12 protein-coding genes and 1 pseudogene are annotated in these 12,272 nt (G+C 63.4%); 6 read left to right on the forward strand and 7 right to left on the reverse strand.

Annotated features, from left to right (window positions below; translation table 11 throughout):
• Nucleotides 1-7: 7 nt before the first annotated feature.
• From LB552_RS00605 to LB552_RS00615, 3 genes are all read left to right on the forward strand, one after another.
• On the forward strand, nucleotides 8-736 hold the full coding sequence (locus LB552_RS00605) for a glycerophosphodiester phosphodiesterase (RefSeq protein WP_224601213.1): 729 nt from the start codon (nucleotides 8-10) through the stop codon (nucleotides 734-736).
• Nucleotides 737-791: 55 nt separating this feature from the next.
• A complete protein-coding gene (locus tag LB552_RS00610) occupies nucleotides 792-2,006 on the forward strand; it encodes a GNAT family N-acetyltransferase (RefSeq protein ID WP_224601214.1) in 1,215 nt (404 codons plus the stop codon).
• Between the two features lie 171 nt (nucleotides 2,007-2,177).
• Nucleotides 2,178-2,606, forward strand: a complete 429-nt coding sequence (locus LB552_RS00615) for an HIT family protein (RefSeq protein WP_224601216.1) — start codon at nucleotides 2,178-2,180, stop codon at nucleotides 2,604-2,606.
• 90 nt (nucleotides 2,607-2,696) lie between these two features.
• On the opposite strand, the gene clpA is transcribed toward LB552_RS00615, so the two are convergent.
• Both clpA and clpS read right to left on the reverse strand, forming a co-directional pair.
• Nucleotides 2,697-5,162 (reverse strand): ATP-dependent Clp protease ATP-binding subunit ClpA, encoded by a 2,466-nt coding sequence (gene clpA, locus LB552_RS00620; protein ID WP_095765347.1) that lies wholly within the window; start codon nucleotides 5,160-5,162, stop codon nucleotides 2,697-2,699.
• A 6-nt stretch (nucleotides 5,163-5,168) separates the two neighbouring features.
• Entirely contained in the window at nucleotides 5,169-5,495 is a 327-nt protein-coding gene (gene clpS / locus LB552_RS00625; protein WP_036258315.1) for an ATP-dependent Clp protease adapter ClpS, read from the reverse strand.
• Between the two features lie 89 nt (nucleotides 5,496-5,584).
• Here clpS and LB552_RS00630 point away from each other — a divergent pair, with 89 nt between their 5' ends.
• A complete protein-coding gene (locus LB552_RS00630; RefSeq protein ID WP_224601218.1) occupies nucleotides 5,585-5,776 on the forward strand; it encodes a hypothetical protein in 192 nt (63 codons plus the stop codon).
• Here the strand turns inward: LB552_RS00630 and LB552_RS00635 are convergent.
• Nucleotides 5,773-6,102, reverse strand: coding sequence for a phasin family protein (locus LB552_RS00635; RefSeq protein WP_224601219.1), 330 nt, complete (start codon nucleotides 6,100-6,102; stop codon nucleotides 5,773-5,775). The two genes, LB552_RS00630 and LB552_RS00635, sit on opposite strands and share 4 nt — an antisense overlap.
• 289 nt (nucleotides 6,103-6,391) lie before the next feature.
• Between LB552_RS00635 and LB552_RS00640 the strand changes: the two genes are divergently transcribed.
• On the forward strand, nucleotides 6,392-7,816 hold the full coding sequence (locus LB552_RS00640) for an SPOR domain-containing protein (RefSeq protein ID WP_224601221.1): 1,425 nt from the start codon (nucleotides 6,392-6,394) through the stop codon (nucleotides 7,814-7,816).
• Nucleotides 7,817-7,859: 43 nt separating this feature from the next.
• Here the strand turns inward: LB552_RS00640 and LB552_RS00645 are convergent, their stop codons facing one another.
• From LB552_RS00645 to LB552_RS00655, 3 genes are all read right to left on the reverse strand, one after another.
• A complete protein-coding gene (locus LB552_RS00645; RefSeq protein WP_224601223.1) occupies nucleotides 7,860-8,558 on the reverse strand; it encodes a molecular chaperone DnaJ in 699 nt (232 codons plus the stop codon).
• Nucleotides 8,559-8,681: 123 nt separating this feature from the next.
• Nucleotides 8,682-9,119, reverse strand: coding sequence for a DUF1489 family protein (locus LB552_RS00650; protein WP_224601225.1), 438 nt, complete (start codon nucleotides 9,117-9,119; stop codon nucleotides 8,682-8,684).
• An 84-nt stretch (nucleotides 9,120-9,203) separates the two neighbouring features.
• Nucleotides 9,204-10,607: an L-serine ammonia-lyase gene (locus tag LB552_RS00655; RefSeq protein WP_095765342.1), complete on the reverse strand. Its 1,404-nt coding sequence runs from the start codon at nucleotides 10,605-10,607 to the stop codon at nucleotides 9,204-9,206.
• Between the two features lie 169 nt (nucleotides 10,608-10,776).
• Between LB552_RS00655 and LB552_RS00660 the strand changes: the two genes are divergently transcribed.
• Complete coding sequence (locus LB552_RS00660) at nucleotides 10,777-11,496, forward strand: DUF599 domain-containing protein (protein WP_095765341.1); 720 nt, start codon at nucleotides 10,777-10,779, stop codon at nucleotides 11,494-11,496.
• Here LB552_RS00660 and LB552_RS00665 read toward each other — a convergent pair.
• Nucleotides 11,469-12,267 (reverse strand): annotated as a pseudogene (locus LB552_RS00665) (YdcF family protein). The gene LB552_RS00660 and the pseudogene LB552_RS00665 overlap by 28 nt on opposite strands.
• Between the last annotated feature and the right edge of the window lie 5 nt (nucleotides 12,268-12,272).

Genomic DNA, 12,272 nt, shown 5'->3' on the forward strand with positions numbered 1-12,272 from the left:
GCTCAACATGACCGATCTGTCCTGGCTGATTGCGCAGCCCGTCGCGCATCGCGGCTTCCACGACATGAACAAGACGCGCTGGGAAAACACGCTGTCGGCTTTCGCCGCGGCGGCCGAGCGCGGCTATGCCATCGAATGCGACGTGCATCTCTCGTCCGACGGCGTCCCGGTCATCATCCATGACGGCGATCTGAAACGGCTGACCGGCCAGGATGGCTTCGTGTGGCAACGCACCGCGGCCGAACTGGCGACGCTCAAGATCGGCGGCACCAAGGACCACGTGCCGACGCTCGAGGAGGCGCTCGACCTGATCGACGGCCGTGTGCCGCTGGTGGTCGAGTTGAAAGGCGTTCCCGGCCATGATGCCGGGCTGGTGGCAAGCGTCGGCCGGCTGCTCAAGCGCTACAACGGCAAGGTGGCGATCATGTCGTTCGATCACTGGCTGATCCGCGACTTCGCCATGGACGCCCCCGGCATCCCCGGCGGGCTGACCGCCTATGGCAGGGACAATCAGCTGATCGAGGCGCATTTCGCCATGCTCGCGCACGATCTCGCCTTCACCTCCTACGCTGCCGGCGACCTGCCCAACCCCTTCGTCAGCTTCGTGCGCGAAAAGCTGAAGATGCCGGTCATTACCTGGACCGTGCATGACCAGCCGGCGGTCGACCTCACCTTCAAATATGCCGACCAGATGACCTTCGAGGGTTTCGAGCCCGGCCTGGTGAGAGTTGGCTGAGCCGAGTGCCTCAAACGTGACTTGTAGCTGCCCCTGCGAAGCTTAAATAAGCCCCATGGATCAGGGCGACGAAGACGATGGACGGGCAGCGAACGCGGATTATGCGATCCGCATCGCGGCGGGTATCGGCGCCTTCACCTGCGAGGAATGGAACGGCTTTGCCGGAACCACGCGCGGCGATCAAGAAAACGGCTACAACCCGCTGGTTTCATTCGCTTTTCTAAGCGCTCTGGAAGATTCCGGCTGCGCTGTCCGGCGCACGGGCTGGCAGGGTCATCACTTGCGGCTGGAAACCGCGCAAGGCAGGCTTCTCGGCGCCGTCCCTTGTTACCTCAAATCGCACAGCCAGGGCGAATATGTCTTCGACCACGGCTGGTCGGACGCCTTCGAGCGCGCCGGCGGCCGCTATTATCCCAAGTTGCAATGCTCGGTGCCGTTTTCACCAGTCACCGGCCCTCGCCTGCTGGTCGGCAGAGGCGAGAATGAAAGTGCGGTGAAAGCAGGACTGGCGGAAGGCCTGAAGCTCGTGACCGACAAGCTCGGCGTCTCGTCCGCGCATGTCACCTTCGCAACCGAGCCGGATGTGGCGACCCTGGAGGCGGCGGGCTTCCTGCATCGCACCGACCAGCAGTTCCATTTCTTCAACGAAGGCTTTTCGACCTATGACGACTTCCTCGCCACGCTTGCCTCGCGCAAGCGCAAGGCGATGAAGAAGGAGCGCCGCGAAGCGCTTGCCGACGGCATCTCGATCGACTGGCTGACCGGCAAGGACATCACCGAAAGCGCCTGGGACGATTTCTTCGCCTTCTACATGGATACCGGCGGCAGGAAATGGGGCCGGCCCTATCTCAACCGACAGTTCTTCTCGCTGATCGGCGAGCGCATGGCCGACGACATCCTCCTGGTGATGGCAAAGCGGAACGGCCGCTACATTGCCGGCGCCATCAACTTCATCGGTTCCCACGCGCTCTACGGACGCAACTGGGGCTGCATCGAGGATCACCCCTTCCTGCATTTCGAGGTCTGCTACCATCAGGCGATCGATTTCGCCATCGAGCGCAAGCTCAAGGTGGTGGAGGCAGGCGCGCAGGGCGAGCACAAGCTGGCGCGCGGCTACCGGCCGGTGACCATGCATTCGGCGCACTACTTCTCGCATCCCGGCTTGCGCAACGCCGTCGCCGACTATCTCAGGCGCGAGCGACGCGAGGTCGAACGCATGGCCGAATATCTCGAAGAGCACACGCCCTTCCGCAAGGATCTTGGGGAATAGCCGGCTTCACCGCGCGCCATGCCGCTGCGATGAAACATGAAAACAGAGACTTAAAGCGCTTCGCCCGAATCCATTCCTTACGACGCGCTTCAGCGATCCCGCCTGAGCGCCTTGCCGCCCGTCCGCGGCTTCGCTACACCGGACGGTGAATGCAATTGGGAGTGTCACCCCATGGCCGAAGCCTATGATCCCGGCAATATCTTTGCGAAAATCCTGCGCGGCGAGATTCCGTCGCACCGCGTCTACGAGGACGATGCGGTCGTCGCCTTCATGGATGTGATGCCGCAAGGCATGGGCCACACGCTGGTGATGCCCAAGGCGCCGTCGCGCAACATGCTCGACGCCGATCCGGCAACGCTCGGTCCGCTGTTCGCGGTCGTCCAGAAAGTGGCCGTGGCAGTGAAAAAGGCATTCGACGCCGACGGCGTCACCCTCATGCAGTTCAACGAATCGGCCTCCGGGCAGACCGTCTACCATCTCCATGTCCACGTCGTGCCGCGCTTCGAAGGCGTGCCGTTGAAGCCGCATTCCGGCCAGATGGAGAAGCCTGAAGTGCTGGCCGAGCACGCCGGCAAGATCCGCGCGGCGCTGGGAAGCTGACCCAGCCTTCGACCCGGTGACTGCGCGCTGACCGCTCAAAAGAAAAGAGCCCCATTGCCGGGGCTCTTTTGCATTTCAAATGAAGGCCGATCAGCCCTTGCGCGGCAGTTGCGGCACAAGGCTGCGTTTGTTGCCGTCCTTGCCCTTCGGCTCCGGCTTCTGCGCCACGGCCTTCTTGGGCGCCGGCTTCTTGGCCACCGCCTTCTTCGGCTTCGGCGAGTCTTCCGGCTCTTCCTTCTTCGGCTGCACGGGCGACTCGTCGGCGAGCGATTCGAGCTTCAGGCCGGACTCGCCGGTTTCCTTCTTCTCGACGGTGACGCGCACCGTGCCGCCCTTCTTGAGCTTGCCGAACAGCACCTCGTCGGCCAGAGGCTTCTTGATGTGCTCCTGGATGACGCGGCCGAGCGGACGCGCGCCCATGCGCTCGTCATAGCCCTTGTCGGCCAGCCAGGCGATCGCGTCCGGCGACAGGTCGAAGGTGACGCCCCGCTCGGAGAGCTGGGCCTCAAGCTGCATGACGAACTTCTGCACCACCTGATGGATGACCGGCACCGGCAGCGAACCGAACGGGATGATCGCGTCCAGGCGGTTGCGGAACTCCGGCGTGAACAGCCGGTTGATCGCCTCGACGTCGTCGCCCTCGCGCTTGGTCGAGCCGAAGCCGATCGCTGCGCGCTGCGCGTCCGAGGCGCCAGCATTGGTGGTCATGATCAGGATCACGTTGCGGAAGTCGATCTGCTTGCCGTTGTGGTCGGTCAGCTTGCCGTGGTCCATCACCTGCAACAGGATGTTGAACAGGTCCGGATGCGCCTTCTCGACCTCATCGAGCAGCAGCACGCAATGCGGGTGCTGGTCGACGCCGTCGGTGAGCAGGCCGCCCTGGTCGAAGCCGACATAGCCGGGAGGCGCGCCGATCAGCCGCGAGACGGTGTGGCGTTCCATGTATTCCGACATGTCGAAACGGATCAGTTCGACGCCGAGCGAGGCGGCAAGCTGCTTGGCGACTTCCGTCTTGCCGACGCCGGTCGGGCCTGAGAACAGATAGGAGCCGATCGGCTTCTCCGGTTCGCGCAGGCCGGCGCGCGCCAGCTTGATCGCCGAGGTCAGCGCGGTGATGGCCGTATCCTGGCCGTAGACGACGCGCTTCAGCTCGATATCGAGCCCCTGCAGCACCTTCTCATCATCCGCCGAGACCGTCTTCGGCGGGATGCGCGCCATGGTGGCGATCGTCGCCTCGATCTCCTTGATGCCGATCGTCTTCTTGCGCTTGGCTTCCGGCACCAGCATCTGCGAGGCGCCGGTTTCGTCGATCACGTCAATCGCCTTGTCCGGCAGCTTGCGGTCGTTGATGTAGCGCGCCGACAGCTCGACCGAGGCCTTGATCGCTTCGCTCGTGTAGCGGACCTTGTGGAACTCCTCGAAATAGGGCTTCAGGCCCTTCATGATCTCGATGGCGTCCTCGATCGTCGGCTCGTTGACATCGATCTTTTGGAAGCGCCGCACCAGCGCGCGGTCCTTCTCGAAGAACTGGCGGAACTCCTTGTAGGTGGTCGAGCCGATGCAGCGGATGGCGCCGGACGACAGCGCCGGCTTCAGAAGGTTCGATGCATCCATGGCGCCGCCCGAGGTGGCGCCGGCCCCGATCACCGTGTGGATCTCGTCGATGAACAGCACGGCGCCCGGATAGTCCTCGAGCTCCTTGACGACCTGCTTCAGCCGCTCCTCGAAGTCGCCGCGATAGCGGGTGCCGGCCAACAGCGTGCCCATGTCGAGCGCGAAGATGGTGGCGTCCTGCAGCACTTCCGGCACATCGCCTTCGACGATGCGCTTGGCGAGGCCTTCGGCGATCGCCGTCTTGCCGACCCCCGGATCGCCGACATAGAGCGGGTTGTTCTTGGAACGGCGGCACAGCACCTGGATGGTGCGGTTGATCTCGCTGTCGCGGCCGATCAGCGGGTCGATCTTGCCGGCCCGCGCCTTGTTGTTGAGGTTGACGCAGTAGGCCGTCAGCGCGTCCTGCTGCTTCTTCTTGCCGCCCTCTTCCTGCGGTTCGGCGCCGTTCTGGCCGCCCTGCTCGTCCTCGGCGCCGCGCGGCGTGCGCGATTCCGAAGCGCCTGGGCGCTTGGCAATGCCATGCGAGATGTAATTGACCGCGTCGTAGCGTGTCATCTGCTGTTCCTGCAGGAAATAGGCAGCATGGCTCTCGCGCTCGGCGAAGATGGCGACGAGCACGTTGGCGCCGGACACTTCCTCGCGGCCGGATGACTGCACATGGATCACGGCGCGCTGAATGACGCGCTGGAAACCTGCCGTCGGCTTCGAATCCTCGTCATAACCGGTGACGAGGTTGTCGAGCTCGGTGTCGATATAGGTGAGAACCGTATGCTTGAGCTCGTCGAGATCGACGTTGCAGGCGCGCATGACGGCGGCCGCTTCGGTATCGTCGATCAGGGCGAGCAGCAAATGTTCGAGCGTCGCATACTCATGATGCCGCTCGTTGGCGAATGTCAGCGCCTGATGTAGCGCCTTTTCCAGGCCTTGGGAGAAAGCCGGCATGTTACCTCACTTCTTCTCCATCACGCATTGCAGCGGATGCTGATTCTGTCGGGCGAAATCCATGACCTGGGACACTTTGGTCTCGGCCACCTCGAATGTGTAGATGCCGCACTCGCCCACTCCATGATTGTGAACATGAAGCATGATGCGTGTGGCGGCTTCGCGGTCCTTTTGGAAAAATCGTTCCAGGACGTGAACGACGAACTCCATCGGGGTGTAGTCGTCGTTCAGAATGAGGACCCGGTAGAGACTGGGCTTCTTGGTCTTGGTTTTGGTGCGCGTGATGACAGCGGTGCCGCGACCGGGATCGTTGCGGTCTCCGTCACTTTGCATTCGCACCACGCCTGCCGTGGCAGTCAAACCGATCGTCACGTAGTCCAGCCTTTTCGAATCCTCATGCGAGTTCAACATGTAGGTTCTCGATGGACGATTTTAAGCCCTTCTGTTTAGCTGACAATATGGCTAGGTGGGCAAACCGCAGCGAATTTCTCAATCGTGAATGCGGCAAGGTGCGTCAGGTTGCGATCACGCATGAAAAAACCCGGCCGCCTTTCCGCGACCGGGTCCTTTTGATTGGCCCGCTGGCCGTGTCCGGCGTGATCGGGCGAAATTAGTTCGCCTTGGCGACCACCGATTCGAAGGGCTTGTACGCTTCCTTGGCGAGCTCGGCATAGAGATTGCCGATCTTGCTGGCCTCGGCCACGAAGCTCTCATAGCTCTGCTTGGCGTAATCGGCCTGGATCTCGACGGCCTTCTCGATCGACTTGGCCGCGAACAGCTTCTCGAAGGCGGCGGTGCCGGCTTCGAAGCTCTTCTTGGTGTATTCGCCGGCTTCGGTGGCGATCGCCTGCGCGCCCTTGGTGAGCGAGGCGAAGCTCTTCAGCCCGGTGTCGGCAAATTCCTTGCCGTATTTCGTGAAGTCCTCATAGGTCTGGGTCATTTCATACTTCCCTTTGGTTGAAACGCCCTTTTTGCCCCGGGCGCCCTTGTGCAATGCACCTCAATATATTGTGCGATGCACAAAAGTCAAGAATCCCCTTGATATGCAGGGGGTCCAGCGCCGGCAGCCGGTAAAATTCGATTAAAGAGAAGCTCGATTTGCCGAAAAATGGTGAACGCGGCGGTTACCATAAACGGATTGGTAACGCTGGGCGCGATAGCTTGGCTGGAAGTGAGGTCGGCACTCCCTTTGCCGCCTCCGGGGCAACGAAAATTCAGGGTAAGTAACGGTGCGTCAGGCGTTGTCGGGGCTAGTCTCCAAATCTTTCTCCCTCAGGGCAATTATGATCGCCGCGCTCGCGATGACGGTTGTCGTCGCCGATGTGGCGTCAGCAATGGCAGCGAGAGCCTCGGCCATTGTCGTGGACGCCAAGACCGGCAAGGTGCTCTACTCTGCTGACGCCAATGGCCGGCGCTATCCCGCCTCGCTTACCAAGATGATGACGCTCTACCTCACCTTCGAAGCGCTGGCGAAGGGCAGGATCAGCAAGAACACCCCGGTTCCGTTTTCCGCTCATGCCGCCGCCGAGGCGCCGACCAAGCTCGGAGTGCGCGCCGGCGGCTCGGTTCCGGTCGAGACCGCGATTCTGTCGATCGTGACGAAATCAGCCAACGACTCGGCGACCGCGCTTGGCGAGATGCTTGGCGGCAGCGAAGACAATTTCGCCCGCATGATGACGGCCAAGGCGCGCCAGCTGGGCATGAACGGCACCGTCTTCCGCAACGCCAACGGCCTGCCCGACCCCGGCCAGTTCACCACGGCTCGCGACATGGCGATGCTGGGCATCGCGCTCCGCGAGCATTATCCGCAATATTACGGTTATTTCTCGCAGCGCTCGTTTCTATATGGCCGTCAGCGCATCAACGGCCATAACCGTCTGCTCGGCCGCATCAAGGGCGTCGACGGCATCAAGACCGGCTATACCCGCGCTTCAGGCTACAACCTCGTCTCCTCCGTTGCCGATGGCGACCGCCGCCTCGTTGCGGTGGTGATGGGTGGCGCTTCCGGCCGCAGCCGCGACAACCAGATGGCCGCGCTTATCAACACCTATCTGCCGCGCGCCTCGACGCGCGGCGGCGGCGATCTCATCGCCAAGGGCAACGACAATCCGATCAAGACCTTGGCCAAGGTCCTTTTGCCCAAGCATGACGCGCCGACTCCGGACGCCAAGCCGGCTACGGATGACGCTGTCGTCGCCTCAGCCGACGATGACGTCCAGGACGACAGCCAGCAGGTCGCCGAAGAGACGAAACCGGTGATCCAGATCAAGAAGGTGAAGACGGTTGCCGTGGCCGCGATGGCGCCGCCCGCCAAAACCGAGGAAGCCTCGGCCCAGGTCGTCACCGCTTATGCCGACTCATCGCCCGCAGCACCGGCGATCGATCCGGTCAAGACGTCGTCAGTGCCCTCCGGCTGGGTCGTTCAGGTTGCATCGTCGCCGACGAAAACCGGAGCCCAGGCGCTGCTCGAAAAGACGAGCAAGCAGGCGCCGAGGGTCCTGGCGGACGCATCGGGCTTCACGGTCGCTTTCGACAAGGACGGCACCACCTACTACCGCGCCCGTTTCGGCGGCTTCGGCTCGAAGGACGCCGCCTGGAAGGCCTGCGACGCCCTGAAGCGCAAGAAAATCTCGTGCTACGCCGTCGAGCAATAGGCGGCTGTTGAAATCTCCGGGAAAGTACCCGCGTCGAAGGAGACTAATCGTGATTGGAGAGCAGGACGTCCTTGGCTTCATTGATCCGCGCCGCCAGGACAGACGTGCCGCCGACATCGGCGTTCAGGCGCTGCATCAGGCGGCGGTGCGCCTTGCGGATATCCGCCGCGGCAGCCCCCGCTTCAAGACCAAGGACCTTGTAGGCCTCCTCCTTAGTCATGGAGCCCGCACTTGGCGCAACACCCAGCCCTTCGCCACTGTGCGGCTGCGCGTCCTTGCGCCAGACGGGAAAACGGCCGTCAAGATACGTCTCTAGGAGCTGGCGGCTCTCCATATCTGGGCTGAGCTCGCCATGAAGCTGGCGCAGGTCCGTCAGCCCCATTGCGCCCAGCATCTTACCTTCATAACGCCCGGCCAGGACGAGCCCCTCGAGCTTGCCGCTGTCGTGGTCGAGGTCCATTTCGAGCGCGGCAGTGCGCACCGTCGAATGTTTGGAAGCGGCGGCGCGCGCCGGAGGCCGCCTCGTGCGTATCCAGCCGACCCAGGCCAGCGCCGCGAGCAAAAGCAGTCCGCCGATAAGGCTGCGGCCGAAGACCAGCATGGGCGCCCCGACCAGTCCCAGAAAAGCCGGTCCAAGCGATCTCAGACTATCGGCCATCCTTGCGGGATCAGCGCGCACAAAGAGCATGGCGGCGCCGAAAAGCACCACAAGCACCGCTGCCAAAGCGAGGATCACACCCATCGATTAGCACCGCCATACGGATGACCGAGCATAACAAATAGGATGGGACCAAGGTCCGGCGCTTGCAAGTCCCACATCGGACGAGCCGAAGGGCCAGCGGTGGGTTTGCCGGCCGGCGCGGCGCTACAGCAGGCCGAGTTCGGCGAGTTCGAGCCTGAGCTTCGGCGGCATTTCGGCGAGTGCCGCCCTGCCCTTGCCGAGATCGGCCGGTGCGTCGGCGGGCGTCAGATAACGCCAGCCCTGGAAGGCGCGGCGCGGCTGCCAGTCGGTGCGCACCACCTCAGGATCGAGCACCAGATGACAACGGCCGATGCCCTCGCCGTCGACGAAGGGCCGGATCTCGGTGATCAGTTGCCGGCACTGCACGCTGCCCTTGATCACCCAATAGAGCGAGCCGCCGTCGGTGATCTCATCGCCGCGCGTCGGCACCATGCGGGTGGTGTGCCAGTGCTCGGCCGGCTCGCCCGCACGGCGCCGCTCGTCGAGGCGGAAGGCGATCCACTCTTCGAGGTCCTCGACGCTGTCGCAACCGACGCACAGTTTGATAAGATTGAGTGACATGCCCCAAGATTTAGCCGCAAGGGTTGACGCGTCAACGCCTTGAGCGACTTCTCCACAGGGCCAGCCTGGGGTCTCGAGAAGACCTCAGCACTCCACCACATTGACCGCGAGGCCGCCGAGGCTGGTTTCCTTGTATTTCTCGTTCATGTCGAGGCCGGTTTGGCGCATGGTCTCGATCGCGGCGTCGAGCGGTACGAAATGCGTGCCGTCGCCCTTGATGGCCAAGGAGGCCGCCGTCACTGCCTTCACCGCGCCAAGCGCGTTGCGCTCGATGCAGGGCACCTGCACAAGGCCTCCGACAGGATCGCATGTCATACCGAGATGATGCTCGAGCGCGATCTCGGCGGCGTTCTCCACCTGCTCGGGCGTGCCGCCCATGACGGCGCAAAGCCCGGCGGCGGCCATCGCCGAAGCGGAACCCACCTCGCCCTGGCAACCGACCTCGGCGCCCGAGATCGAGGCGTTGGACTTGATGATGCCGCCGACGGCGGCGGCCGTCAGCAGGAAGTCGCGGATGCTCGGCTGGTCGGCTTCGGGATGGAAATGCAGCCAGTAGCGCAGCACTGCCGGCAGCGTGCCGGCAGCGCCATTGGTCGGCGCCGTAACCACGCGACCGCCGGCGGCGTTCTCCTCGTTGACAGCCATGGCGTAGATCGAAAGCCAATCATTGGCGAGCAACGGATTTGGCCTGTTCTGCTGCCACTGTTCCTGCAATTTGTCGTGCAGCTGCCGCGCGCGGCGGCGCACCTTCAACCCGCCCGGCATGATGCCGTCCTGCGACAAGCCGCGATCGATGCAGCCCTTCATCGCGCCCCAGATCGCGTCGAGGCCTTCGTCGAGCTCCTCGCGCGACATATGCATTTCCTCGTTGGCGCGCTTCATCTCGGCGATCGAAAGCCCGCTCTTGGCCGCCATGGCCAGCATTTCGGCGGCGTTCTTGAAGGGGTACGGTACCTTCTTGCCCTCGGTCGTCACCGAGCCCTTTGCCTTCATGCGCTGCAGCTCTTCCTCGGAAACGACGAAGCCGCCGCCGATCGAATAATAGATGCGCTTGAGCAGCAGCCGGTCGGACGCATCATAGGCATAGAAGGCCATGCCGTTGGCATGGCCGGCCAGCGGCGTCTTGCGGTCGAGCACGAGGTCCTTGGCGGGATCGAAGCGGTATGTCGGATGCCCGGGCGGCGAAACCCGCTTCTCCGCGCCGATGCGGGCGACGATGCCGTCGGCTTCGTCCGGATCGACCGTCTGCGGTGTCTGGCCGGCCAAGCCGAGGATGACGGCGCGGTCGGAGCCGTGGCCGATGCCGGTATAGGCAAGCGAGCCGTGCAGGCTGGCGCCGATGCGGTCAACCTTGACGCCGGCGGGCCGGGGCCAGTCGCCGGCCAGGATCTCGTCGAGGAAGCGGCGCGCGGCCGTCATCGGCCCCATGGTGTGCGAGCTCGATGGGCCGATGCCGATCTTGAACAGGTCGAAAACCGAAAGGAACACTGGGGCGTCGTCTCCTGAGGACCGCTCAAGGCTTACATATAGGAATTCCCCGCGATGTTTCCGCTGTTTTGCATGGCGCGGCGCTGCGGCTGCCGACCTTGTTTGCTCCGCCAGCGACATCGCTTGCCGCCTGTCGAAGTGCTGGCGCCGCTTGTGTTAAAAGCAGTGGATGGGCGACTCACTTCATCTTTCGACGGCCGATCTGGCGGCGCTGGCTTTCTTCCTGGTCGTCTGGGTTGCGCACACGCTCGCCTCGGACGGCAAGCTGGTCCGTCGCATGTCGCTGACCACGGCAATGAACGCCCAGCGCGAGGCCTGGATGCGCAATATGGCCGAGCGTGAAATCCGCATCGTCGACACCGCCATCATGGGCGGCCTGCAGCAAGGCACCGCCTTCTTCGCTTCGTCTTCTCTGATCGCGCTCGGCGGCTGCTTTGCCCTGCTCGGCGCCTCTGACCGCGTGCTTGAGGTTCTGGCCGACCTGCCCTTCGGCGCGGCCTCGTCACGCGAAGCCTTCCAGACCAAGGTGTTCGGCCTGGTGCTTGTCCTGGCCTTCGCCTTCTTCAAATTCGGCTGGGCCTACCGCCTGTTCAACTATTGCTCGATCCTGATCGGCGCGGTGCCGACCCCGCATGGCCCGGCTTCGCGCAACCCGGTCAGCGAAACGGCGGTGTGGCGAGCGACGCGCATGAACGTGCTTGCCGGCAAGCACTTCAACTCCGGATTGCGCGCCGTCTTCTTCTCGATCGGCTATCTCGGCTGGTTCGTCGACCCGGTCGTCTTCGTGATATCGACGCTGGTGCTTCTGGCCGTGCTGGTGCGGCGCCAGTTCTTCTCGGCGGCGCGGCAAGCCGTGCTCGGTCAGCCGCCCGGCCCGGGAAAGAACTGATCGATCTTGCCGGACAGCCTGTAGGCGAAAAGCCCGATCCATTCGCGCAATGCGATGGTGGTCGCCTGCACCGAATCCACCGGATTGTCGCGGTAGAGGCCGACGCCTTCCCTGCCCGAGGTGCGATAGTCGACCGGCCACGGAACGGTCGCAAAACCCGCCTTGTCGAACAGCGCCTTGGCGCGCGGCATGTGGAAAGCCGAGGTCACCAACAGCCAGGTCTCGCCCGGCTTCGGCTCGACCAATTTTCGCGAGAACACCGCATTCTCGTAAGTGTTGCGGGATTTATCCTCTAGGATCAGGCGATCGGCGGAAACGCCTAAGGCGCCGAGCAGCCGCGGCGCCGTGTCGGCGTCGCCCTCGCCGTCGAGAAAAAAGCGAGCCGTTGCCGCCCGATACGACGACCTTCGCTTGCGGAAAGCGCCTCGCAAGGATCGCTGTCTCCACCATGCGGTCGCCGCTGCTGTTCAGCTCGTAACCGCCGCGCGCCAGATTGATGGCGCCCTCGAAGCCGCCGCCAAGCACGACGATGCCGTCGACCTTCTCGGGCAATGGCGGCTTGGGGAAGCGTTCTTCGAGCGGATTGAGCATCATCGCGCCGACCGACGTCCAGGCCGAAAGGACCAGGATCGCGATGCCGAGCACACTGCCCGCGGCCGCCAGCCGCCGGCGCCCGAGCATCGCTGCCAGCAGGCCGGGAAGCAACAGGAAGATCGCCAGGTTGATCGGTTGGATGAAGAACCAGAGAATCTTGGAAAGATAATAGAACATGCATC

Origin of the sequence: Mesorhizobium sp. CA7, from assembly GCF_020165015.1 — a bacterium.
GTDB lineage: Bacteria > Pseudomonadota > Alphaproteobacteria > Rhizobiales > Rhizobiaceae > Mesorhizobium.

Bases quoted from the DNA above. Each gene is read 5' to 3' on its own strand.
- LB552_RS00630 (WP_224601218.1), top strand. From the start codon at position 5,585: ATGGACGATTTTAAGCCCTTCTGTTTAGCTGACAATATGGCTAGGTGG.
- LB552_RS00635 (WP_224601219.1), bottom strand. From the start codon at position 6,102: ATGACCCAGACCTATGAGGACTTCACGAAATACGGCAAGGAATTTGCC.
- LB552_RS00645 (WP_224601223.1), bottom strand. From the start codon at position 8,558: ATGGGTGTGATCCTCGCTTTGGCAGCGGTGCTTGTGGTGCTTTTCGGC.
- LB552_RS00610 (WP_224601214.1), top strand. From the start codon at position 792: ATGGATCAGGGCGACGAAGACGATGGACGGGCAGCGAACGCGGATTAT.
- LB552_RS00605 (WP_224601213.1), top strand. From the start codon at position 8: ATGACCGATCTGTCCTGGCTGATTGCGCAGCCCGTCGCGCATCGCGGC.
- LB552_RS00615 (WP_224601216.1), top strand. From the start codon at position 2,178: ATGGCCGAAGCCTATGATCCCGGCAATATCTTTGCGAAAATCCTGCGC.
- LB552_RS00650 (WP_224601225.1), bottom strand. From the start codon at position 9,119: ATGTCACTCAATCTTATCAAACTGTGCGTCGGTTGCGACAGCGTCGAG.
- clpS (WP_036258315.1), bottom strand. From the start codon at position 5,495: ATGCAAAGTGACGGAGACCGCAACGATCCCGGTCGCGGCACCGCTGTC.
- clpA (WP_095765347.1), bottom strand. From the start codon at position 5,162: ATGCCGGCTTTCTCCCAAGGCCTGGAAAAGGCGCTACATCAGGCGCTG.
- LB552_RS00660 (WP_095765341.1), top strand. From the start codon at position 10,777: ATGGGCGACTCACTTCATCTTTCGACGGCCGATCTGGCGGCGCTGGCT.